Here is a 21,796-nt window from a genome sequence, read left to right on the forward strand (position 1 = left end):
CCCGCCGGTCACCGTTTTCCGACCCCGCCCGATCCGGTCGTCTCACTCGAAAACGGCGTCGAACGCCCGTGCGCCGAGCGGCTCGAACGTCCCGCTTGCGACGTTTTCGGGGACGTGCGCCGGCGAGCCCGTCCCGGCCAACGCGACCGTCACCCCGGGGGCGCTCCGGGCGAAGTTGATCGCTCGCTGCGCCGGGGTGTCACCGCTCAGTTCCGCGTCGATGGCCGGCGGGAGCGACGCCGCCAGCGACCCCTGTGCGAGCGTCGCGCTGGCGACGATATCGAGGTCCACGGCCTGTGCGTACTCGAGTGCACTCACGTCCCGGTCGTCCGTGGGATGCCGGTGCGCGTCAACGGTCACCGCGTCGGCCATCGTGACGTTGAACGGGAGTTGGACCGCGAGCAGGCCGTGGTTGTCGGCGCCGACCGACTCGGCGGCGGCCTCGGCGCGGGCGAGCACTTCCGGAAGCGAGAGGTACGCGTCGTGGTCGCGGGGCACGCGGAACGCGTCCCAGGTAGCGACGCCGTAACCGCCGATGTCGCCGGCGACCCGCCGGCGCTCCAGCCGCTCGAAACCGGCCTGGAGTTGGTCGTACACCGCCTCCCGGCTCCTGGCTCGGAGCTGGGTCTCGGGGTTGTGGACGTAGTAGCAGTCCACCGAATCGAGCCCGAGGTTCGACAGCGAGCGCTCGAGCATCGCCTCGAGGAACGCCGGCGTCATCGCGTGGCTCCCGGCGGCGAGGTCGTCGGGGGCGACGAGTCCGGTGTCGACGTACTCCGATCGGAGGAACGCGCCGGGATCAGCGGGGGGTGCCCCCTCGAACGGGAGGAACCCGCCCTTCGTGGCGACGACGACCGCCTCGCGGTCGATGTCGGCGCGGTCGAGCGCCTCGCCGACGACCCGCTCGCTCCGCTGGCACCGGTAGTTGATCGCGGTGTCGACGAGGTTGACACCGCTCGACAGGGCCTCGGCGATCGACGTGCGGTACGCTCGGTCGCGCTCGTCGGTCGGATCGCCGAGGTAGGTCCCGACTCCGACGCTTGACACGACACCGGGACCGAACCGCCGGAAGTAGGTCCGCGCGAAGGCGTCGCCGAAGCGGTCGCGGTACCCCCACGTTCCCTCGCTTGTCGCCATACCGTGCGGTTGGCGGTCCGCGGATAAAACTCGTCGGGCGGCGGCTCCGACCGGGGCTGCGAACGTTCCCGGTCAGATATCGCCGGCCATCGCGTCGAAGAGCCGCTCTCGAAGACCGTCTCGGGGGACGATATCCCCCTCGGCGGTTTCGATCCCGCCGTCGCGGAGCGATAGTTGGCCGCCGCCCATCCGCGCGTGGCCGCCGGCCGACGCCTCCCGGAGCACCGACACCGCCGCGTCCAGTGTGTCACCCATGTGGACGCGGTCGTCGCGGGACCGACCCGAGAGGTGGATGGTGCCGTTACACTCTCCGAGGACGACGACCGCGGTGACGCCCTCGAGTTGGACGAGTTCGTCCGCCGCCTGCGGGATCGCGTCGACGTTCGAGAGCCGGCCCACATCGCTCACACCGAACGGTCCGCGAACGTCCCGGCCGGCGATCGCGCGGGCTTTCAGCTCCAACACCTCCGTCGAGACCTCGGGGTTCGCGATCCGGGTCAGGCGGTCCTCGTCGATCCCGGGGTAGACGTACCCGGCGGCGGCAAAGTCCGCCGCGGAGCACCCGGCGGTGAGTCGGTTGGTGTCGGTCAGGATGCCGTACAGTAGTCCAGTCGCGACCGTCGACGACACGGTGTAGTCGCTGCCGACCTCGCTCTCGTGTTTCGCCGGGGGCACCGGCTCGGCGCCCACGTCGTGGAAATACTCGCCGACGACGCTCGACGCGGCGCCGTAGTCGGTGCGGACGTCGGTGAACGCCTCTCCCGAACCCTCCCCGGGGTGGTGATCGACGACCGCAAACGGAAGCACGCTGTCGGCGCCCGCAAACCCCCGGGGTTCGTTGTGATCCACGAGCACCACGTGTTCGGCGGCAAGGCCGCTGACGTGGTCGATCGGCTCGATGTCGACGTCCAGCACCGTCCGGAACGCGCGGTTCTCCTGGTGGCGGATCTGACCGGGGTACTGGAGTCGCGCGTCGGTGTCGACCTGTCCGGCGAGGCTCGCAACCCCCATGCCGGTCGCCATCGCGTCGGGATCGGGGTTGGGGTGAAGCAGGATCGCAACCTCGTCGAGCCGCGAAAGCGCCTCGAGAAACCGCGTTCCCCGAGGCCGGGTGACCCGACGGACAACGTACAGCGCCACGACCACGAGAAGCGCTCCGGCGAGCACCGCGGCTACGACCGCCGGGTTCGCGAGGGCCGTCGAGACCAGACGGCCGAGCATGTCCGACCCGAGTTCTGGAAGCGCCGCGCCCATACCCCAGTCCTCAGAGTGCACCCCTAAGAAGATTCCTTCGGTTCACCGATGCCGGCGGGTTCCGTGCTCCGTTCTGACGGGCTTGCTACCGGAGAGAGCGCTCGAAACACACCGCTGGAACGGTACGTGCCCGGTGAATGTGTCGACGTGAGCCGACTCACACGTCGGCCGCGTCCGTCCCCGACAGGTACGCCTCGATCGCCGCCCGGTAGCCCTCCCGATGCGTCGGGTAGGCGAACGCATACCCCAGCGCGCGCAACCGGGTGTTCGAGCACCGCTTGGTCGTCTCGATCCGACGGCGCGCTGCCGCAGAGAGGTCCGGGTCGGCCAGGCGTTCCTCTGTCGTCCGCTTCGGCGGGGTGTCGACACCGCATTCGGCGGCCAGCCAGTCGGCGAACTCCCACTTGTCGACCGGCTCGTCGTCGACGACGAGCACGACCTCGCCGCGGGCACAGTCGGATTCGAGACAGAACGCGACCGCCCCCGCGGCGTCGTCGCGGTGGACCATGTTCAGATACCCCTCGGTGACCGGCCCGTCGAGATACCGATCCAGCCGGTAGCGGTTGGGGCCGTACAGCCCCGCAAACCGGGCGACCGTGCCGTCGATACCCGCGTCGGCGGCCTCCTCGGTCGCGACCCGCTCGGCGTCTGCGAGCACGCGCGTCTTGTCGGTCTGGGGGTCCAGCGGCGTCCCCTCGTCGACGAACGCGCCGTCGTGGTCGCCGTAGACACCAGTCGAGGAGGTGTACACGAGGCGATCCGGCGACGACACCCGGCTGGCGTACTCCGCGACGACGTTCCGGAGCCCCTCGACGTAGACCTCGCGGGCAGCCGCAGCGCCGCGGCCGCCGGAACTGGCGGCGAAGACGACCCACTCGGCGTCGGGGAGTTCCCCGAGGGACTCGGGGTCGGTGGCGTCGGCGCGGTGGGGCTCAAGCCCCGCGTCCGCGACCGCATCGAGCCCCGCGTCGGAGCGGCGGACGCCGACCACGTCGTGGCCGGCCCCCCGGAGTTGGCGGCCGAGTTCGAGGCCGACGTATCCACAGCCGACGATGACGACACGGGCCATCAGCCGTGGTTCCGTGCCGCGAGAAAGTGGTGGATCGCGGCGAGTTGTTCGAGCGTCATCTCGGTTCGACCTTCGAGCGCCTGTTGGACCTCTTGGCCCGAGAGGTCGAGGTCGACGTTGGCCGCAAGGGTGTCGACATCGACCACGCCGGTCGTCATCGCCATCAGGAGGTGGTCGCGGAGTTCCAAGACGATGGCCTCGGCGTCCGGACGCTCGGCGTCGACTGCGAGGATCGCCGCGGCGTGTTCGACCCGCAGATCGGGAACCGCCCCGTTCTCGATCGCCGAGATCCGGTCGGGGTCGACGCCGGAGTCGACGGCGGCGGTCTCCGCGCCGACCGCGTCGACCACGCCTCGAAGTTGCGCCTCGTACGCGTTGCGTACCGCCGCCGGTGACTGTTCGCCGGGGTCGTCGATCGCGTCGTAGAGCATACCTCACAGGTGGCCATCGACCGACATTACACGTTCGGTCGGCTGCGGTGGACTCCTCCGTCGGGGTGAGCCGGCTGTCACCGACCCGGCGGCGTGTTTCCCGGCGGGCGTCCATCCGGTCGACGACGCGGGATCGCCCCGCCGAAGCCGGGTGGGTGAGCTAGTGAGAACACATATGACTGTTGCGCCGAAGTGAGAGTGTGAGCGAAACAACTGACGACGCGACACCGGAGAAACAGACGAACCAACTCGATCCCAGCGGGATGGGGCCGGCTGGGCTGGCGGCTGTCGGCTCGGTCCTGCTCGCGCTGTACTACTACTACGTCCGCGGGGAAGAAAAGCGGGGGCAGTTCATCGGTCTGTGGCCCGCCACCATCCTCGGGCTCGCGGCGTACCTCAAACTGGGCGGCATCGAACGCCGACTCGGCGACAGCGAGTGAACTACCCCACCCTACTCCCTCGGCGCATACGCGCCTCGGTTCTTGAGGCTGGGGCTCTGATGTGGACTCCCGGCAATCAGTCACCAGCAATCTGCCGGTGACTCTTCCCGTTCAGCGTTCCACCACTTATTGATATCCCAACGCTCGGGATTCCTCCGAGTTTAGCCGGAGGAGGATGTCAACCGGACGCGGTCGCGGGCGGTAGCCGCACCCGGGCTACTGCTCGGCTGTCGGCGACGAGCACCGCAGGCACAACACGGTGTTTTCGACCCAGTTCACGTCGGTCGACCCGCAGGCCGGACACTGGTGGTGGTCGGTGTCGTACTCGGTCGTCCCCCGCGGCGCAGCGAGGTCGCCCTCGTCGGCGGCCCGCTCGACCAGCGACCGGAAGCGTTGTCGCTTGTACGACGCCCGCGCCGCGAGAAACGCCCCCGGATCGGCCGGGTCCGGGCCGTGGAGGTCGTCCCATTTGACCGCAATTTCGCCGTTCGCGAGGCCGCGTGCGACCTGCGTGAGTGGCGTGGCCGCGGCCTGAAACAGCGGTGTTGTCGCCCGTGTTTGCGGCTCCTCGACCGTGTCTCCGGCGGCTTGGTAGGCGTCGCCGGCGTCGTGGTACGCGTCGCTGGCGCCGTCGAGTCCCCCGGCCGCCCGGAAGTCGCCCACGAGCTCTAAGAAACACGCCCGCTGTGCCGGGTGGTCGGTGACCGATGCCAACTCCGTGGCGTCTGCGACCCCGGCGATCGCCCGTCGGGTCGCCCGCGCGTCGGCGCCGGCGACCCGGTAACAGACCGCGGCCACGACGAGGTGGGCGAGGCCCGCCCCGACCCACCCGCGGTCGCCGACGTCGAAGGTGTCGACCTCCGGGCGCGGATCGGCCAGCACCCGCCACCCGGCTCTGGTATACTCGTCGCCCGCGGTGACGAACTCGTCGACGGCGATCGCTTCCACGGCCGCCTCGAGGTGGCCCGCATCCTGCGTGTTCATACATAGGATACGATCCGTTCGCACACAAGGGTGTCGTATCGACGCCGGCGCGTTGCGCCAGCGGAAAGGCGACCGGGTGCCGGACGTCGCCCGATTACGCCCCGAGGAAATCGGGTTCGAGCCGTCGGTCATCGACCTCACTCTGGAGGTGGTCACGGAACGTCTCGATGTCGACGTCCCCGCGTTCGCGTTCCTTTCGATCGCGGACCGAGATGGTGCCCGCCTCGGCCTCGTCGCCGCCGACGATGAGCATGTACGGCACCCGCTCCTCCTGTGCCTCCCGGATCTTCCGGTTGAGCGTCCACGATCGGTCCTCGACGGAGACCCGGAAGTCGTCGAGTTCGTTCTTCACGCGGTGGGCGTACCCGAGTTGGTCGTCGCTGATCGGGAGGATCCGGACCTGTTCGGGCGCGAGCCACGTGGGGAACTTCCCGTCGAAATGCTCGATGAGCACCATGAAGAAGCGCTCGTAGGAGCCGTACAGCGCGCGGTGGATCATCACCGGGCGGTGGTCCTCGTTGTCCTCGCCGGTATAGGTCAACTCGAAGCGTTCGGGCATGTTGAAATCGAGTTGGACCGTCGGGCCGTCCCACTTCCGGCCGAGGGCGTCCTCGAACGCGAAGTCGATTTTCGGGCCGTAGAACGCGCCGTCGCCGGGTTCGAGGTCGTAGTCGATCCCCGCCGACTCCAGTACCGATCGGAGCTGGGACTCGGCCTGCTCCCAGATCTCGTCGCCGCCGACCGACTTCTCCGGTCGGGTCGCAAGCGCGACGTGGGCGTCGAGCCCAAACGTGTCGAGCACGTCTCGGATGGCGTCTATCACCTGGTTCACCTCCTGTTCGATCTGTTCGGGCCGGCAGAACAGGTGGCCGTCGTCGATGGTGAACGACCACACTCGGGAGAGCCCCGAGAGCTCGCCGCGCTGTTCTTTCCGGTACACCTTGCCGTCCTCGAAATACCGGACCGGGAGGTCGCGGTAGGACCACGACGTCTGATCGAAGATGGTGGCGTGCCCCGGGCAGTTCATCGGCTTTAATCCGTATTCCTCGTCGTTGACATCCTGGAGGAACATGTCGTCGACGTAGTTGTCGTAGTGGCCCGACCGCTTCCAGAGTTCCGTCCGAAAGAGGTGCGGGGTCTCGACGGGCTCGTAGCCAGCCTCGAGGTTGAGCGACCGGGCGTACGACGAGAGCTCGTTCAGGATCCGTTTACCGTTCGGATGGTACAACGGCAGCCCGGGGCCGGTAACGTCGGGGATCGAAAAGAGGTCGAGCTCCTGGCCGAGCTTCCGGTGGTCGCGCTCTTTGGCCTGTTCGCGCCGTTCGAGGTGGTGTTCGAGGTCGGCCGCCGACTCGAAGGCGGTGCCGTACACCCGCGTGAGCGCCTCGTTGTCCTCGTCGCCGCGCCAGTACGCCGAGGAAATGTTGAGAAGCGTCACCGCGCCGATGTCCCCGGTCGACTCGACGTGCGGACCCTGACACAGGTCCTCGAAATCGCCCTGGACGTAGACGGAGACGGGATCCTCGCCGGCGGCCTCCTCCGCGAGGATCTCGCGCTTGAAGCGGTTGTCAGGGTAGGTCTCGAAGGCGGCCTCCCGAGATCGGGTCTCGCGCTCGATCGGGAGGTTCTCGTCGAGGATCGATTCCATCTCGGCTTCGATCGCGTCCAGATCGTCGGCGTCGAGGTCGACCCCAGCGATGTCGTAGTAGAAGCCGTCGTCGGTCGGCGGCCCGATCGCGAGTTTCGCGCCCGGATACCGGCGCTGGAGCGCTTGCGCGAAGACGTGCGCCGCGGAGTGTCTGAGCACCTGCAGGTACTCATCGCTGTCCTCGGTGACGATGACGACCTCCGCGCCGTCGGAGACGGGGTCGGCCTTGTCGACGAGTTCCCCGTCGACGACCCCGGCGACGGTGTCGCGGCCGAGTCCGGGTCCGATCTCGTGGGCGACGTCCTCGACCGTCGCCCCCCTGTCGACGGTGAGTTCCGACCCGTCGGGGAGGCTGACAACGATTTCGCTCATATGATGTGGGAATGCTACCGCACGAATAAGTGTTTTCGAGTCGGCGGGACACCGGATCGGAGACGGGCCTGTCGTCGACGAGCGCGACTCAACAGATCGCGTAGTACGGGTACAGCGTCCCGTCTTCCAGCACCTCGACGTAGGCGCCGCCGTAACACCGGTTGGTCTCGATCGTGACGCTCTCGGTGGTGTTCCGGGCGGTCGCGGTCACCCGGAACGACTCGATCCCGTCGGGATCGGCGTCGGCGACGTTGTACACCTCGCGCTGTTCGCCGCGGTCGAGGGTGTAGGTTCCCTCGTGGACCGTCTCGTCGGTTGCCTCCCGGACGACGCGAATCCGGATGTCGACCGGCTGGTTCCACGCGTTTTCGAGCCGGACCGTCTTGTCGGGGTCGGGCTGGTTCGACGCGCCGCGGGTGGAGACCGCCTTCGTGTCGGTCCCGGCTCCACCCATCCCTGTTGTCGTGTCCGGTTCGGGTGTCGGCGCCGCGGTATCGGTAGGCGGTTCCGTCGTCGGTGTCGCCGACCCGCTCCCGGGTGATCCGGGACCGACACAACCGGCCACGAGCACGAGCACCGCAAGGGCGGCAGCCAGCGGCTTCGTGGCGAGCATCACGCCTGTACGACCGCCACTGGACACAAGGGTCTTGTGGAGGCACGAACGACTGCTGAGGCGACCGGTCACCCCGACCGCTACACGTATTCCTGTTTCACGTCGTCCGCATACGCGTCCGCACGGCGCGTCGGCTCCGGGAGTTTGTACCCCGCACACAGCCGTTCGACCAGATCGGTCGCGGTTCCGACACCGACGCGGTGGCCGGGACTGACGTAGAGAGGGTTGATTTTTCGAGTGGAGTCGTACTGCCGGGACTGCAGGGCGTGGCCGATGGCGGTGCCGGGATCGGCGTTCGTCACGTCGGCGTCGGCACGGATCGGCGTCCGCCACCCCTCCTCCCGGCCGTCGACACCCTCGTCTGGCGTTCCGCAGAGCAACCCCTTGGCGACGCCGACGCTCGGCACGTCGAGCGTCACGCCGATGTGGGTCGCGAGCCCCGCCTGCCGGAAGTGGATCCGGCCGCTGCCGTCGAAGACCGCGAGGTCGGGGTCGCAGCCGAGTTCCGCGAACGCCGAGAGGATCGGCCCGCCCTCGCGGAACGCGAGCAACCCCGGAATGTAGGGGATCGCGACGTCGGTCACCGCGTGGACCCGCTCAACGACCGTCCCGCCGCGGGAGACGACCACGACGCTCACCGCGCGGTCGTCGAGGAACGCCTGGTCGACGCCCGCGACCAGCGGCGGGTCGGAATCGGGTGTCGAGAGAGTCCGATCGACGGCGCCGACCGACTCCGGGACGAACTCGAACGCGTCGGTCCACGTCGCGGCCGCTGCGACGTCTGACTGCAGCGTCTCCATTCTCTCGCGAGTCGTGTCGGGGTCGGGGTCGGGGTCGGGCACGAACTCGGGGCGAACCGGGTGCATCGGGTCAGCGACGACGGCCGGGGCCGCCCGGACCGCCGGGACCGCCCATCCCGCCGCCGCCGCGACCGAACTCCAGGGAGTTGGGGACGCCGACCCGGCCCTTCACGCGGGCGCCGTACGCCAGCCCGATCACGAGTCCGGCGAGGTGCGCCAGGTGGGCGACGTTGCCGCCGGCGAGCCCGCCGCCGAGGGCGCCGAACCCGGCGACGATGCTGAACGCGGCGAATCCGAACGTCAGCACCCACAGCGGCATCGGGATGATGAAGTAGAGGTATACCCGAAGCCCGGGGTTCAACACGGTGAGAACGCCCAAGACGCCCATAATCGCGCCCGAAGCGCCGACGACACCCTGTCCGAACGGGCCGACAGTCAGAAGTGTCGAACCGACCTGCGCCAGCCCCGCGACGATACCGGCCCCGAAGAAGAGCGCGGTGAACCGTCGGGTGTCGAGGTAGCGCTCGACCACCGGGCCGAAAAAGTACAGCGCGATGCTGTTGAATGCGATGTGGGTGAACCCGCCGTGGGCGAAGACGGAGGTGACCCACGTCCACACGAACTCGACGTTGCCGGGTGTGAGCACGAACACGGCCTGCCAGAGGTCGCTCCCGATGGGGATTCCCAGCAGAAACGGGAACACCAGATACTGGAACCCGAACGTGATCCACATCACGCCCAAGAGGGTGTAGCTCATATTCCCCCGGAAGTAGCCGAGCGGGCCGCCCCGGTCGGTGAGCCGATCGAGGTATCCGCGGGTGCTCGACGTGCCGCGGCGCCGCTGTACGGAGTCGTCGAAGCCGCTGTCGAAGACGCCCGACGGGTCATCCCACCCGTTCAGCCCCGGGCAGTCGTGGTTCTCCGGCAGCCGGTGTTCACCACAGAACGTGTCCCCACACCGGTGACACTGGTACGGGAGGTTCTCGTGCTCCCCGCACTCGTCGCAGGTAGCCATCATTCCGTGTAGTCGCGGCGGGAGTAAAAGCGGTTCCCTTCCGCGCACGCCGGACACACGGAGACCGGATCACACCGGGCTGTCGTCGTCCCCCGACTCACGTCCCGTGTCGTCGTCATCATCGTGGTGCGGGTGGGTGGCGGGGACGACCGTGGGGTGGGCAACGCCGAACCGGGTGGTGGACTCGTTCATACCTGGTTTGAGGTACGCCTCGGGCGGAGAAAAGATTACCCATACGCATAACGCATCGGGAGGGGCGCGACCGATAACCGGCGGGGATACCGGTAGGCCCGGCTAGGTGTACGACGAGTACCGGGGAAGTGACCTCGCCGTCCGGTTACGCGAACTGTTCTTCATAGAGGTCCACCGCGTGTTCGATGGCGTCCTTGGCGGCGTCGGCGTTCTCCCACCCAAGGGTCTCGGTCTGCTTGCCCGCTTCGAGGTTCTTGTACGTCTCGAAGAACTCCGAGATCTCGGCTTTCCGCTGGTCGGTCAGGTCGTCGACGTCCGTGACGTGGTCGTACCGGGGGTCCTCCGCGGGGACGGCGATCACTTTGTCGTCCTTCTCGCCGTCGTCGTCCATCCGCATCATCGCGACGGGACGCGCCTCGACCACACACCCTGGGAACGTTTGATCTTCCACGAGCACGAGGATGTCGAACGGATCCCCATCGTCGTAGTAGGTCTGCGGCAGGAACCCGTAGTCCGAGGGGTAGTGGACGTTCGAGTGGAGCACGCGGTCGAGGACGACACCGGGCACATCCTTGTCGTACTCGTATTTGTTCCGCTCGCCTTTCAGACACTCCACAACGGCGTAGACCACGTCGGGCGTGTCGGGTCCGGTTTCGAGGTCCTCCCAGAGGTTCGTCATGGTTGATCCGACTCCGAACGTACAAAAAGTCCTTTCGCATCGCCTCGAACAACGGGACAGCCGGTCCGTTGTGGGCGGGCGGTGCAGACTGCGCGAACGGTGCTTCCGAAGAATGCCGACAGTATTCTCCGAATATTCTTTGCGTATGTAGAGAAGGTAGTCATACGGGTAGGTACCATCCGTGTTGGTATCAGACATATTTCTCGGCTCGCGTAACTGTCACACACCGCCCTCACACCGAATATGTACCGGCTCTTCCGGGCGATTTTGGGAAGTCTTAAATGTACCGACACCTCCGTCTGGGGTATGGCAGAAGTACAAAGTGCTGTCGAACAACACAGTGTTGTTCGCGATCTCACGGCGTTCCAACAGAATATCCTCGTGATCCTGGCCGAAGAGCCGATGTACGGGCTCGCAATCAAGAGCCACTTGGAAACGTACTACGGCACCGAGGTGAACCACGGCCGACTCTACCCCAATCTCGACGATCTCGTGGAGATGGGGCTGGTGGAAAAAAGCGAACTCGACAAGCGGACCAACCAGTACGAACTCACCGACGACGGCCACGCCGCTCTCCTCGATCAGTTCGACTGGATGTTCTCGAAGTTCGTCGCCGGTGACGGGCGTGCGGCCGAACTCGGCGACCTCATTGACGCCAACCGGTAGCTGTCGCGCCCGCGCTCGCTATACGCTGTCGGCGGCGTCCGTCGCCAGTTCGACGCTGTCTTCGACGACCGCTCGCTGTTCGGCCGACGGCCACGCGTTCCGCGGGTAATACTCCGTCAGAAACGCTTCTTTTTCGGTCTCGGTCGCGTCGCCGACGCGTTTCAGGTAGTGGTTCCCCATGAAGTCCGCGAACGCTCGGACGTTCGCGGCGTGGGTCGGCCCGTGCTCCTCGGCAACCGCCGTCACGATGGCCTCGTTGTCGGCCTCCACGGCCTCCCACTCGGCGCTGTGGTCGGGGCCGGAGAGCGACACCTCCACCGCTCGGTCGGTGTCCTCGATCCGGTCGAACTGCACGACGCCGTCGTCGACCCACTCCTCGGGGTAGAGAACGAGCGTGTCGTCCGCCTCGCGGACGCGCGGGACGAAGTCGTAGTCGCCGGCGACCTCCGCCCGACGGTCGCGGTACACCTCCGCCTCCGCCTCAACGGCGGCGTTGGCCGCGAGTCGGGTCAGCCGCTCGGCCTCGGACACCACGTCGTCAGGGATCTCACGGTTCGGGTCGCTCGCGTTGTCCGCCCGGCCGGCGTCAGTGTCACCGTCGGGGTCCTGGTCGTCCGGCCGCTGTCGGTCCTCACGCATTGTCGAATGCCTCGTTAGCTAGTGCGTCGGCGCGGTCGTTTACCTCCCTCGGTACGTGCTCGATCGTCCACCGGTCGAACCGAGCCAGAAGCTCCCGGGCCCGAACCCGCCGCTCCCGGAGTGCGGGGTTGTTGGTGTCGTACTCCCCGCGGACCTGCCTGACGATCAGTTCCGAGTCACCGCGGACGTCAACCTCGTCGAAGCCGTAGCCGTCGCCGGCCTCGAGCGCCCGGATCAACGCGGCGTACTCCGCGCGGTTGTTGGTGGTTTCGCCGATCCGGTCGCCGCCCTCGTCGACGATCCCCTCGTCGGTGACAAGGACCCACCCGATCGCGGCGGGGCCGGGATTCCCGCGGCTCGCCCCGTCGAAGTAGACGTGCGCCCGCCCGCCCGCCGCGGGCCGGAGCAGCGGGAGGAGGTCGGTCGGGTTCGCCCCCTGGACCACGACGTTGTCGTCGTACGCGACGGCGTTTGCGTGCCGACGAGAGGCGCGCCAGTGCTCGTGATCGACGTTCCCGGGTTCGATCTCGACCCCGGCCGCTTCCAGGCGCTTGCGGGCAACATCGGGATCGAGGTTCACGCTCGGCATACCCCAATAACTCGGAGGCAAGGAAAGAACCATTCGGTGTCGGAAGGGCGCGCGTTGTCCCGCGATTGTGGGTCGGTCGGAGAGAAAGAACTATCACTGGACATCGGGACCTCAATACGTGTCGGGGAGAGCTGCGGAAGACGATGAGAGAGTCGGAAAGTCCTTGCTCGCCGAGTTGAGCGATCGAACGGAGGTAGCAGACGGCGTCGCCCGCACGGCGACGATCACTACCCAAGGAACCGAGACCACTGAGGTGGCCACACACGACCGGCTTCGGGTCACAAACACGAGCCGTCAGGACGTCCTGCCGAAATCCGAGTACGAACGCAAGTCGGTCAGTCGCGTTCCACGGGCGGACCGCTGGCAGGAGGCTCCGGACGAGTTCGAAACGGAGACGGTCGAATACATCACCGACACAACACCGTCGGACTGCTCTCGGTGCCGCGGGTCCGGCCGGAAACCGTGTCCGACCTGTGACGGGTCGACGGTGGAACCCTGCTCCGAGTGTGGCGGGAGCGGCGACTCCGAGTGCGGCGGGTGCAACGGCACCGGAACGAACACCTGTTTGACCTGTAGCGGTAGCGGATCGATCACGCGGGCCAAGATGCGGCAGTGTCAACGCTGCGAGGGCAGCGGCAGCATCGAGTGTCCGGACTGTCTCGGAGCCAGCGACGACTGCTCGAACTGTGACGGAGAATCGCCCGTCTCGTGCCCTGATTGCGACACCACCGGCGTTGTCGAGCGAGACGTTTCCGAGACGTGCCCGGACTGCGATGGCTCGCGAACAACGGTCTGTGGGAGTTGCGGCGGGGACAAAACGACGCGGTGTGGCGCGTGTTCCGGTGATGGTGAGGTCACGTGTCAGGGGTGTGAGGGCGATGGCGACGTCGAGTGCGATCGCTGCGACGGCGAGGGCCGAGCCGCGAGTGTCACGCTCGGGGCGTTGTCGTTCGAGCGGACCACTCAGATCGACGTCGACCCGGAATCGGTCCCGGGAGCGGCTTTCCGGCGTGGGGACGGCACCGAAACCTCGACCACGCGGCCCGTTGATGCCGACATACCGGGCGGATCGACGTTCAGTGCCCACCTGTACCGCCACGAGGTCTCCCGAGCGCGTGCGGGGTGTGAGTTCGCGTTTTACACGTACGACAGCGAGCGTTACTGGGTTGCCCGCGTCGACGGTGAACTCCGGTTCGATGATTTCCCGAACGACCCGAAACACCTCGCGGAGTCGATCGCATCGGCGAAGCGAAACGGCGTCTTCGGGTTTCGATCGCGGGTCGGCACGGGTACTGCGCTTGCGACGAGCGCTCGGCGTCTCCTCACCGACCTCGCGAAGTTCATCGGCGCCGTGATCGTGCTGGCAGTCGTCTTCGCGGTTGCTGCGATCGTCGCGTCGATCGGCGGACTGTTCGGACAGACGGTGCAGAGCGCGTTGTTCTACGGAATCGGTACGGTCGCGAGTCTCGGGGTGGCCGCCGTGGTCTTCACCGTGTTCTGGGACGACCGCGATACCGCCGGGGGCTTGCAGAGTCAAAACGCATACTCCCGGTGGGACCTACTGCTGCCGGCCGGGGGTTGTCTCCTTGCGGGGGGCGCCTTCGCCGCCTCGATCGGCACCGAACTCGTGCGGTGGCAGGCATCGATGCTCGCGTTGGGGCTGTGGGCGGGGCGGGTCGGAACGTGGCTCGACTACGAGGGCAACCGTCTGGCGTACGTGGCCAATCAGCGGGATGCGCTCCTCAGCCGGTTGACCGTCAACGACGCCACGCTCGCAAAACACGGGCTTCGCAACGAACTCCCGCCGGCGGCGTGGACGCTCGGCCCGACGTTCTTCCGTCGTGCAGGTCTGTTGGTGTTTGTGGTCGGGTGGGGCGGCACCGCTGCGGTGTTGTGTCTCTTGTTGGCCGCCGGGGTGGTCTCGGTCGATATCAACGTCGTGACCGGCTGGGTTCAACCCTACAGCGCCGGCTTGCTGGCTCTCACCGGAGTCGGACTCGCGACGATGCTCGTCCCGCGGATTGTCGACTGAGCGCCATTTCCGCTCCGGAATCCGGGGTGCTGCTGGACGACGCCGACGAAATCACCCGTCCGGCTGGATCCATACGGCAGTGTTCAGACGGGGGCGGTGCGACTGGAGACACCTCGAAAGCCCCCGTCGCTCGCCGTCGCCGGCACTTTGCGCCGGCTGCCGGAGGGACCGCAGGTCCCTCCCCGCCTGCGACTCGCTGCGCTCCTCACTACGTTGCGGTGCTTACGTCGTCTCGGCTGACGAGCGACCGGCCCCGTTCAGTCCCGCCCACATCGGCTGGTTAACCGGCCGGCGGCGGGGACTTTCGAGGTGGTCACAGGGTCACCAGCTTATCTGAACACTACCATCCGTACGGGCAAAACACTTAATACTTACAAGACATCGAATATAAAAATGCGATGACACGGCCCACCCGCCAGCGGGAACAGGACGCCGACAAGACGCGATGGCAGGGCGACCGCGAGGAGGAATCCGAGGAGGAAACCGACGACATCGACGTCAACGACATGGACGAGGAAGACCTCGTTCGGACGGCTGACGGGGAGCTCATCCACGAGCCTACGGGGATTGTCGTGGAAGAAGAGCGGATTGATCCCGGGCCGGAGTGGCGGGCGTTCAACCACTCCGAGCGGCAGGAGAAGTCTCGCGTGGGCGCGCCCACGACGCAGACGATGCACGACAAGGGGTTGACGACGACGATCGACTGGAAGGACAAAGACGCCTACGGCCGGTCGATCTCGTCGCGGAAGCGCTCGCAGATGCACCGGCTCCGGAAGTGGCAAGAGCGGATCCGGACGAAGGACGCGGGCGAGCGCAACCTCCAGTTCGCGCTCTCGGAGATCGACCGAATGGCGTCGGCGCTGGGCGTCCCCCGGTCGGTCCGGGAGGTCGCCTCCGTGATCTACCGGCGCGCGCTCAACGAGGACCTCATCCGCGGCCGGTCGATCGAGGGCGTCGCCACCTCCGCGCTGTACGCGGCGTGTCGGAAGGAGGGGATCCCGCGGTCCTTGGAAGAGATTTCGGAGGTGTCTCGGGTCGATCGGAAGGAGATCGGCCGGACGTATCGGTACATCTCCCAGGAGTTGGGGCTGGAGATGAAGCCGGTGGACCCCAAAAAGTACGTCCCGCGCTTCTGCTCGGAGCTGGAGCTCTCGAAGGAGGTCCAATCGAAGGCCGACGAGATCATCGAGACGACCGCCGAGAAGGGGCTGCTCTCCGGGAAGTCCCCCACGGGGTTCGCGGCGGCGGCGATCTACGCGGCGTCGCTTCTGTGTAATCAAAAAAAGACCCAACGCGAGGTCGCCGACGTCGCCCAAGTCACGGAGGTCACCATCCGAAACCGGTATCAAGAGCAGATCGAGGCGATGGGGATCCACAGTTAGGGGGTCGCCCCGGACCGATAGCCCGCCGATTCCGAGGTGGACACACAGCCAAGTCGTGCGTAAGGCGTCGTCGGCTCCTGAAGTCGGCCGTCGACTTCGGCGCAACCCCCGGCGCCACGTTCTGCCCGAAACAGCAGATTCATACCAGCGACATCTCTGGGTACGAGTAGATCGCGCGAATCGCTATGCAGGACTGGTCGCCTCACTCCCGTCGTCGCAGTCGGTCGTCCGATCACGAGCGCGGTATCGACGGCGACGGCCTTAGACCGTCGCTCCAGACGTTACGGTCGATGGACGACTACCGCTTCGAGGAGTTCGTCGCGGACCTCTGGGCGGAGATGGGGTACCGCACGACCGTGCGCCAACAGTCGGGCGACGGCGGTATCGACGTGCTGGCGCGCAAACGCGGGCCGGGCGGGGCGACCGAGGCCATCCAGGCGAAGCGGTACGAGGAGTCGACCACCGTCGGCGGCCCGGACATCCAGCAGTATTTCGCCATGAAATACCAGGAGGGCGCCGACGAGGGGCTCATCGTCACCACCGGCAGGTTCACCAATCCGGCGGAGGACCGCGCAGCGGAGTTGGGCGTCGGGTTGGTCGACGGACACGACCTGGTCCGGCTGATCGACCGCTACGCGAGCGTGGAGTTCTGTCACCGGTATCGTGACGAACTCGACATCGACAACAACGCGATCGCGGCGCGGCTCGCCGACCGGGAGTCCCGAGGCCTCCGCGAGCGCGCCCGGCGGACGGTCACGGGCAGGCGAGCCACCGCGGAGGTCAGGCTGGGCACCGCGCTGCAGGCGACCGGGCGGAGACTTCGGAGCGCTCGGACGACGCTGCAACGGGCGGGGACGCGACTCCGGGGGTACGAACCGGTGTTACGGTCGACGCAGGACCACGACGAGGGGGCGTCGGACAGCACGCTGGGGGCGGCGCTCGAAGCCGAAGGCACCACCATGGTCGAACGCGGCTTCGCCCGGCGGGAGGCGCCGGTGGTCGGGTGGCGGCTCCCCGTGCGGTCGATCGTGCCGCTCACGGGCGTGTCGCCGTCGGTGCGTGCCGGTCGATCGGTCACAGACCGGGCCGCCGCGGTCGCGGTCGCGGTCGTGGGACTGGTCGCGCTGCTCGCCGCCGCCAACGGGGTGTGGGTCGACAGCGGGATCGCGTCGCTCGCGTCTCACGCATACCTCCCGAGCGCCGGAGCAGCCCTCGTTGGGATCGTGCTCGCGACCGGGCTGTACTCGTCGTCGCTCGTCGAAACCGCCCGGGTCGCGTACGCTGTGCCCGCGGCCGTCGCGGTCGCGGTGCAACCCGGTCCCGGTGTCGGATATCCGCAATCGATCGGGTGGGGACTTGTCGTCGGAGGGTGTCTCGGGTTCGTCGCACACACCGCGCTCGTCCGTCGGCGACGGTCGTCTCCGACCTGGGCGGTCGACTACGCCCCGGTTCGGTACACCCCCGTTTTCGAGCCCACGACCGTCTACGGGCTGACCGGAGGCGTTGTCGTGGCGGCGGTGCTCGCCGCCGACGGAGTCGGAGTCCCCGGTGCCAGTGGGGGGGTCGCCGCCGCGGCGGTGGCCTGCGGCGTCTGCGCCGTCGTCGTTGATACCGCCGTTCGCGTCGTTCGGGGTGGGATCGTCGGCACTGCCGCGGGCGGCATCCTACTCGGCTACGTGGTGCTGGGCGGACAGCTGGTTGGTGTCGTCCCGCCACGGACCGCCGTCGGTTCTGACGTGGTGGTACTGCTCGCGCTCGGAGCCGCCGTGGCGGTCACCGTCTCGATCACCGGAGCCCGGAACCGGGTGCTCCGGCGGTCGATGCTCCTCGTCGGCGGCGGGTCGGCCACCCTCGCCGCGACGGCGTACGTGGTCGCCCGCGTCACGGGGCTGCCGCAGACCCGGGCGGTGGTCTATCCAGAGGTCTTCGGCGCGCTCGCCGTCGCGGGGAGCATCGCGTTCTACCTCGCCGTGCTCGCGATCGAGCGCCGGGCGATCGCGGCGGTCGCCTCCCGGGACGCGGAGTAGCTGGCGGCGGTGGCCGGTAGCCGACGCTGACACCCCGTCTCCTAGCGGTGTTCATCTGGGCGTCTCACTGAGTTTCGGCACTCCCTCGCGTCTCTGCCGCGTGTCTCAGACACATTTCGCTTCGCTCAATCGTGTCTGAAATCGCGTGAGACTCACTCCGTTCATCTCACTGAGTTTCGGCACTCCCTCGCGTCTCTGCCGCGTGTCTCAGACACATTTCGCTTCGCTCAATCGTGTCTGAAATCGCGTGAGACTCACTCCGTTCGTCTCACTGATTTTCGGCACTCCCTCGCGTTGCTCAGTCGTGCCGAAAACACCGCCGGCCAGTGAACGCCATCGGGATCCCGTGATCGTCGCAGGCGGCGATCACGTCGTCGTCGTTTACCGACCCGCCAGGCTGGATCACCGCCCCGATCCCCGCGTCGATGGCGCGCTCGACCCCGTCGGGGAACGGGAAGAACGCGTCTGACGCCATCACGGTACCCGCGGCGTCCTTTCCTTCGGCGTGTTCGTCGGCCTTCATCGCAGCCAACTCCACGGCGTCGACCCGAGAGACCTGCCCCGCGCCGACGCCGACGGTCTCGGTCCCGTCGGCGAGGACGATCCCGTTGGATTTGACATGCTTCAGCACTTTCCACGCGAACACCATCGTCTCGACCTGGGCGTCGGTCGGGTCGGTCTCGGTCACGACCTCCAGATCCTCGCGGGTCGGTGCCCACAGGTCCCGTTCCTGGACCAGGCGGCCGCCCGCGAGCGAGGTTTCGGTCAGCCGCTCCGACCGGCTGTCGGCGTCGAACTCGCCCACGTCGAGCACCCGCAGGTCGTCCTCGTCGGTCAGCACGTCGACGGCGGCGTCGGTGTAGCCGGGTGCGACGACGACTTCCTTGAACGACTCCGCGATCCGATCCGCGGTGTCGGCGTCGCAGACGCGGTTGAGCGCGACGATCCCGCCGAACGCGCTCATCGCGTCGGTCGATAGGGCGTCGGCGTAGGCGTCCGCCGGGGTGTCTGCGGTCGCACACCCCGCCGGGTTGGTGTGTTTGATCACCGCCGCCGCGGGGGCGTCGAACTCGCGGATCACGTCGAGAGCGGCGTCGGCGTCGTTGTAGTTGTTGTACGACAGCGCCTTCGCGCCCGTGTTCAGTTGCGGGGCGTCGACAACCCCGGTCGCGTCGGCGCCGGCGCCGGCGTCGGCGTAGACCGCTGCCGCCTGGTGAGGGTTCTCGCCGTACCGGAGTGTCGACACCCTGTCGCCGGACACCGCGCGGCGCTCGGGGAAATCACCCGCCTCGTCACCCTCGACGGTGACCGACGGGTCTCCCGCGCCGACACCCGCGTCGACGTGCAGCCGACCTGCCGCGAACCACCGAACCGCGCGGGGATACGCCGCGAACTCGGCATCGCGGAGGACCCGCCGTTTCAGCGCGTCGGCGTCGTCGTCGTCGTAGACGGGAACGGCCTCCTGGGTGACGATCGGGCCGTCGTCAACGGGTTCGGTCACGGCGTGGACGGTGCACCCGGTCACCCTGACGCCGGCGTCGAGCACCTGTTCGTGGGCGTCGTCACCGGGGAACGCCGGGAGCAGCGAGGGGTGAACGTTGAGTGTCGTTGGGACTGCATCCAGAAATTCCGGGGTGAGGATCCGCATGTAGCCGTCGAGACAGACGAGGTCGATGTCGTGCCCGGCGAGGGCGTCGACGAGGCGACGGTCGTGGTCCCCGCGGGTCTCGCCGTCACGGTGTTCGACAGCCTCCGTGGGGATCCCGCGGTCGGCAGCAGCATCCAGAACTGGTGCGTCGGCGTGGTTCGAGACGAGAACCTCAAGCGCCGCGCCGCCGGGGCGCTCGTCGTCGATGTGCAGCAGGTTCCGCCCGCGGTTGCTCGCCAGGCCGGCGATCCGGGTCATACCTCCGACACCTCGCGCGGGTGGTAAGTCAGTTGTGATGGCGGCGGGGCGCCGTGAGGATACGGGCTGGATTTCGCGTTCGAGTATCTGCAGTGATAATCGGGACGAAGCGTATTTGCCCCTGTTCGGTCGCGTATAATCAATGGCGGAACTCGATCAGTACGGAACGGCCGACTTCGGGCGGGGGAAACTCAACGACCAACTCGACCTCGACGCGTTGGTGGACGAGATCGGACTCGACAGCGACGAGATCGCGTGGCGGAAGGAGTTCATCGGATTCGACGAGGAGGACGTCGAGCGTCTCAGTGCGTACGAACAGCGGTTCGCGGAGAACGCAGAACAGGTTGCAGACGACTTCTACGAAAATCTGAGCGGCCACGACGAGACCGTTGAGGTGATCGGTCGGTCTCCAAAGGGGCTCGACGCGCTCAAACGGACCCAGTCGGCGTACCTGACGACGCTTGTGAGAGGGTCCTACGGAACGGAGTACTTCCGGGAGCGCGCCCGCATCGGGAAGCTTCACGACATGCTCGACATGCCGATGAAACAGTACCTCGGACAGTACGGGGTGTACTACGACCTCATCCTGCCGCTGGTCGGCGACGCGCTCGTGGAGTCGCTGACCGACAGGGTCGAGTCGGAAGTCGCGGGCGCGGACGGACGCGGCGCCGACGGCGGGGATGACCCGTCGCGCGACGCCGTCGAAACGGTGGTGCGAGCGGAAGTCGACGACGCCATCGAGGACATCCTGTCGATTCTCCGGATCATCAATCTCGACATGCAGGTTGTCACTGACACGTACATCCACTCCTACAGCGAGCGACTCGAAGAGGAGATCCAGCGGAACCAGCGGTTGATGTCAGAGGTCCAATCAGACGTCGAGCAGCCGATCACCGAACTCCGCGACACGTCCGACGAGGTGACCGACAGCGCGGCGGAGATCACCGACACCGCAGCACGACAGTCCGAACGGGTCGACGAGGTGAGTTCGGAGGTCTCGAACCTCACCGCGACGGTCGAGGAGGTCGCCGCAACGGCCGAAAAGGTCGAGTCGGTCAGCGAACGGGCCACCGACCTGGCACAGGAGGGACAGCAGACAGCGGATGAGGCGGTCGGCGTGATGGACGAGATCAACGAGGAGGTGGACGTGGTGAGCGCGGACGTCGACGACCTCCGGCAGCGCATCGAGCAGATCGACGAGTTTGTCGAGACGATAAACGGGATCGCGAACCAGACCAACCTGCTGGCGCTGAACGCCTCGATCGAAGCGGCGCGGGCAGGGAAGGCCGGCGATGGGTTCAGCGTGGTCGCCGACGAGATCAAATCACTCGCTGAGGAGTCACAGTCGGAAGCCGCCGAGATCGAGGAGATGGTGTCGGAGATACAAGCTGACGCCGAGGAGGCCGTTGCGAGCCTCGAAGACATGACCGAGCAGGTGACCGAGGGCATCGGCGGCGTCGAAGAGAGCATGGGGAAGTTGTCCGACATCACGGCCGCGACAGAGGAGACCGCAGACGGGATCAGCGAGGTGTCCGAGGCCACCGACGACCAGGCGGCCGCCGCCGAGGAGATCTCCGCAACGGTCGATGAGGTGTCCGAGCAGGCAGACCGCGTGGCCACGGAGGTCGAAGAGCTGGCGGCTGCAAACGAGGAACAGTCCGCGATGGTCACCGAGGTCGAGCGGTCGGTCGCGCGACTGACCGAGCAGGAGGCGGCGGCCGACGGCGGTGTCGCTCACCCCGGCGGCGGCAACGAGGTGTCGATTCCGGCGGATCTCCCCGACGGGATGCCGGAGTTCGTCATCGAGTCGCTGTCCGACGAGCGGCTTCGGGCGATCGCCCGGGGCGAGGTGGACGCGCCCGACGTGGTGTAGCCGCGCTACGCCACCGACACGCTTTTTTAACCGACCCCGGCACCAGGA

General features: G+C 67.3%; 20 protein-coding genes. 6 read left to right on the top strand and 14 right to left on the bottom strand.

Annotated elements, in window-relative coordinates; all coding sequences use genetic code 11:
- Positions 1 to 42 precede the first annotated feature (42 nt).
- The 4 genes from IEX72_RS09700 to IEX72_RS09715 form a co-directional block, all read right to left on the bottom strand.
- Entirely contained in the window at positions 43 to 1,137 is a 1,095-nt protein-coding gene (locus IEX72_RS09700) for an aldo/keto reductase (protein ID WP_188787181.1), read from the bottom strand.
- A 72-nt stretch (positions 1,138 to 1,209) separates the two neighbouring features.
- Complete coding sequence (locus IEX72_RS09705) at positions 1,210 to 2,358, bottom strand: DHH family phosphoesterase (RefSeq protein ID WP_229663813.1); 1,149 nt, start codon at positions 2,356 to 2,358, stop codon at positions 1,210 to 1,212.
- Between the two features lie 190 nt (positions 2,359 to 2,548).
- Positions 2,549 to 3,460, bottom strand: coding sequence for an SDR family oxidoreductase (locus IEX72_RS09710; protein WP_188787183.1), 912 nt, complete (start codon positions 3,458 to 3,460; stop codon positions 2,549 to 2,551).
- The gene (locus IEX72_RS09715; RefSeq protein ID WP_188787184.1) at positions 3,460 to 3,891 is read right to left on the bottom strand and encodes a DUF5791 family protein; all 432 of its coding nucleotides are present in this window, start codon (positions 3,889 to 3,891) and stop codon (positions 3,460 to 3,462) included. Before IEX72_RS09715 ends, IEX72_RS09710 begins: the two co-directional genes overlap by 1 nt.
- A 200-nt stretch (positions 3,892 to 4,091) precedes the next feature.
- On the opposite strand from IEX72_RS09715, the gene IEX72_RS09720 reads away from it, so the two are divergent.
- Positions 4,092 to 4,331: a hypothetical protein gene (locus IEX72_RS09720; RefSeq protein ID WP_188787219.1), complete on the top strand. Its 240-nt coding sequence runs from the start codon at positions 4,092 to 4,094 to the stop codon at positions 4,329 to 4,331.
- 216 nt (positions 4,332 to 4,547) lie between these two features.
- Here IEX72_RS09720 and IEX72_RS09725 read toward each other — a convergent pair whose 3' ends face one another.
- The 7 genes from IEX72_RS09725 to IEX72_RS09750 all read right to left on the bottom strand — a co-directional run bounded on the left by IEX72_RS09725 (position 4,548) and on the right by IEX72_RS09750 (position 10,634).
- The gene (locus tag IEX72_RS09725) at positions 4,548 to 5,315 is read right to left on the bottom strand and encodes a hypothetical protein (protein WP_188787185.1); all 768 of its coding nucleotides are present in this window, start codon (positions 5,313 to 5,315) and stop codon (positions 4,548 to 4,550) included.
- Positions 5,316 to 5,409: 94 nt separating this feature from the next.
- Positions 5,410 to 7,335 carry a threonine--tRNA ligase gene (gene thrS, locus IEX72_RS09730; protein ID WP_188787186.1) on the bottom strand — a complete coding sequence of 642 codons (1,926 nt, stop codon included), beginning with the start codon at positions 7,333 to 7,335 and terminating at the stop codon, positions 5,410 to 5,412.
- Positions 7,336 to 7,423: 88 nt separating this feature from the next.
- Positions 7,424 to 7,948, bottom strand: coding sequence for a hypothetical protein (locus IEX72_RS09735; protein WP_188787187.1), 525 nt, complete (start codon positions 7,946 to 7,948; stop codon positions 7,424 to 7,426).
- A gap of 80 nt (positions 7,949 to 8,028) precedes the next feature.
- The gene (locus IEX72_RS09740; protein WP_188787188.1) at positions 8,029 to 8,814 is read right to left on the bottom strand and encodes an endonuclease V; all 786 of its coding nucleotides are present in this window, start codon (positions 8,812 to 8,814) and stop codon (positions 8,029 to 8,031) included.
- A 4-nt stretch (positions 8,815 to 8,818) separates the two neighbouring features.
- Positions 8,819 to 9,763 (bottom strand): rhomboid family intramembrane serine protease, encoded by a 945-nt coding sequence (locus IEX72_RS09745; protein ID WP_188787189.1) that lies wholly within the window; start codon positions 9,761 to 9,763, stop codon positions 8,819 to 8,821.
- A 69-nt stretch (positions 9,764 to 9,832) separates the two neighbouring features.
- On the bottom strand, positions 9,833 to 9,955 hold the full coding sequence (locus IEX72_RS15365; protein ID WP_268238883.1) for a hypothetical protein: 123 nt from the start codon (positions 9,953 to 9,955) through the stop codon (positions 9,833 to 9,835).
- Between the two features lie 145 nt (positions 9,956 to 10,100).
- Entirely contained in the window at positions 10,101 to 10,634 is a 534-nt protein-coding gene (locus tag IEX72_RS09750; protein WP_188787190.1) for an inorganic diphosphatase, read from the bottom strand.
- A 306-nt stretch (positions 10,635 to 10,940) separates the two neighbouring features.
- Here IEX72_RS09750 and IEX72_RS09755 point away from each other — a divergent pair, with 306 nt between their 5' ends.
- On the top strand, positions 10,941 to 11,300 hold the full coding sequence (locus tag IEX72_RS09755) for a PadR family transcriptional regulator (RefSeq protein WP_188787191.1): 360 nt from the start codon (positions 10,941 to 10,943) through the stop codon (positions 11,298 to 11,300).
- Positions 11,301 to 11,318: 18 nt separating this feature from the next.
- Here IEX72_RS09755 and IEX72_RS09760 read toward each other — a convergent pair whose 3' ends face one another.
- A complete protein-coding gene (locus tag IEX72_RS09760) occupies positions 11,319 to 11,939 on the bottom strand; it encodes a DUF7108 family protein (RefSeq protein ID WP_229663811.1) in 621 nt (206 codons plus the stop codon).
- Positions 11,932 to 12,528, bottom strand: coding sequence for a ribonuclease HI (rnhA, locus tag IEX72_RS09765; protein WP_188787192.1), 597 nt, complete (start codon positions 12,526 to 12,528; stop codon positions 11,932 to 11,934). The genes IEX72_RS09760 and rnhA overlap by 8 nt, the downstream gene beginning before the upstream one ends.
- Before the next feature lie 175 nt (positions 12,529 to 12,703).
- Here rnhA and IEX72_RS09770 point away from each other — a divergent pair, with 175 nt between their 5' ends.
- The 3 genes from IEX72_RS09770 (at position 12,704) to IEX72_RS09780 (ending at position 17,969) form a co-directional block, all read left to right on the top strand.
- Positions 12,704 to 14,560: a hypothetical protein gene (locus tag IEX72_RS09770; protein WP_188787193.1), complete on the top strand. Its 1,857-nt coding sequence runs from the start codon at positions 12,704 to 12,706 to the stop codon at positions 14,558 to 14,560.
- A 398-nt stretch (positions 14,561 to 14,958) separates the two neighbouring features.
- A complete protein-coding gene (locus tag IEX72_RS09775) occupies positions 14,959 to 15,942 on the top strand; it encodes a transcription initiation factor IIB (protein ID WP_188787194.1) in 984 nt (327 codons plus the stop codon).
- Positions 15,943 to 16,232: 290 nt separating this feature from the next.
- Positions 16,233 to 17,969 (top strand): restriction endonuclease, encoded by a 1,737-nt coding sequence (locus IEX72_RS09780; RefSeq protein WP_188787195.1) that lies wholly within the window; start codon positions 16,233 to 16,235, stop codon positions 17,967 to 17,969.
- Positions 17,970 to 18,267: 298 nt separating this feature from the next.
- Here IEX72_RS09780 and purN read toward each other — a convergent pair whose 3' ends face one another.
- Positions 18,268 to 19,875 carry a phosphoribosylglycinamide formyltransferase gene (gene purN, locus IEX72_RS09785; protein WP_188787196.1) on the bottom strand — a complete coding sequence of 536 codons (1,608 nt, stop codon included), beginning with the start codon at positions 19,873 to 19,875 and terminating at the stop codon, positions 18,268 to 18,270.
- A gap of 142 nt (positions 19,876 to 20,017) precedes the next feature.
- On the opposite strand from purN, the gene IEX72_RS09790 reads away from it, so the two are divergent.
- Positions 20,018 to 21,748: a globin-coupled sensor protein gene (locus tag IEX72_RS09790; RefSeq protein ID WP_188787197.1), complete on the top strand. Its 1,731-nt coding sequence runs from the start codon at positions 20,018 to 20,020 to the stop codon at positions 21,746 to 21,748.
- Positions 21,749 to 21,796: the final 48 nt, after the last annotated feature.

Origin of the sequence: Halobellus salinus (assembly GCF_014646875.1) — an archaeon.
In the GTDB taxonomy this organism is placed as follows: domain Archaea; phylum Halobacteriota; class Halobacteria; order Halobacteriales; family Haloferacaceae; genus Haloquadratum; species Haloquadratum salinum.

What these genes read in the sequence shown, in the direction of transcription:
- IEX72_RS09705 (WP_229663813.1), bottom strand. Translation starts at nt 2,358, where the DNA reads ATGCTCGGCCGTCTGGTCTCGACGGCCCTCGCGAACCCGGCGGTCGTA.
- IEX72_RS09750 (WP_188787190.1), bottom strand. Translation starts at nt 10,634, where the DNA reads ATGACGAACCTCTGGGAGGACCTCGAAACCGGACCCGACACGCCCGAC.
- purN (WP_188787196.1), bottom strand. Translation starts at nt 19,875, where the DNA reads ATGACCCGGATCGCCGGCCTGGCGAGCAACCGCGGGCGGAACCTGCTG.
- thrS (WP_188787186.1), bottom strand. Translation starts at nt 7,335, where the DNA reads ATGAGCGAAATCGTTGTCAGCCTCCCCGACGGGTCGGAACTCACCGTC.
- IEX72_RS09775 (WP_188787194.1), top strand. Translation starts at nt 14,959, where the DNA reads ATGACACGGCCCACCCGCCAGCGGGAACAGGACGCCGACAAGACGCGA.
- IEX72_RS09725 (WP_188787185.1), bottom strand. Translation starts at nt 5,315, where the DNA reads ATGAACACGCAGGATGCGGGCCACCTCGAGGCGGCCGTGGAAGCGATC.
- IEX72_RS09735 (WP_188787187.1), bottom strand. Translation starts at nt 7,948, where the DNA reads ATGCTCGCCACGAAGCCGCTGGCTGCCGCCCTTGCGGTGCTCGTGCTC.
- IEX72_RS09760 (WP_229663811.1), bottom strand. Translation starts at nt 11,939, where the DNA reads ATGCGTGAGGACCGACAGCGGCCGGACGACCAGGACCCCGACGGTGAC.
- rnhA (WP_188787192.1), bottom strand. Translation starts at nt 12,528, where the DNA reads ATGCCGAGCGTGAACCTCGATCCCGATGTTGCCCGCAAGCGCCTGGAA.
- IEX72_RS09780 (WP_188787195.1), top strand. Translation starts at nt 16,233, where the DNA reads ATGGACGACTACCGCTTCGAGGAGTTCGTCGCGGACCTCTGGGCGGAG.
- IEX72_RS09715 (WP_188787184.1), bottom strand. Translation starts at nt 3,891, where the DNA reads ATGCTCTACGACGCGATCGACGACCCCGGCGAACAGTCACCGGCGGCG.
- IEX72_RS09790 (WP_188787197.1), top strand. Translation starts at nt 20,018, where the DNA reads ATGGCGGAACTCGATCAGTACGGAACGGCCGACTTCGGGCGGGGGAAA.
- IEX72_RS09755 (WP_188787191.1), top strand. Translation starts at nt 10,941, where the DNA reads ATGGCAGAAGTACAAAGTGCTGTCGAACAACACAGTGTTGTTCGCGAT.
- IEX72_RS09700 (WP_188787181.1), bottom strand. Translation starts at nt 1,137, where the DNA reads ATGGCGACAAGCGAGGGAACGTGGGGGTACCGCGACCGCTTCGGCGAC.
- IEX72_RS15365 (WP_268238883.1), bottom strand. Translation starts at nt 9,955, where the DNA reads ATGAACGAGTCCACCACCCGGTTCGGCGTTGCCCACCCCACGGTCGTC.
- IEX72_RS09740 (WP_188787188.1), bottom strand. Translation starts at nt 8,814, where the DNA reads ATGCACCCGGTTCGCCCCGAGTTCGTGCCCGACCCCGACCCCGACCCC.
- IEX72_RS09710 (WP_188787183.1), bottom strand. Translation starts at nt 3,460, where the DNA reads ATGGCCCGTGTCGTCATCGTCGGCTGTGGATACGTCGGCCTCGAACTC.
- IEX72_RS09745 (WP_188787189.1), bottom strand. Translation starts at nt 9,763, where the DNA reads ATGGCTACCTGCGACGAGTGCGGGGAGCACGAGAACCTCCCGTACCAG.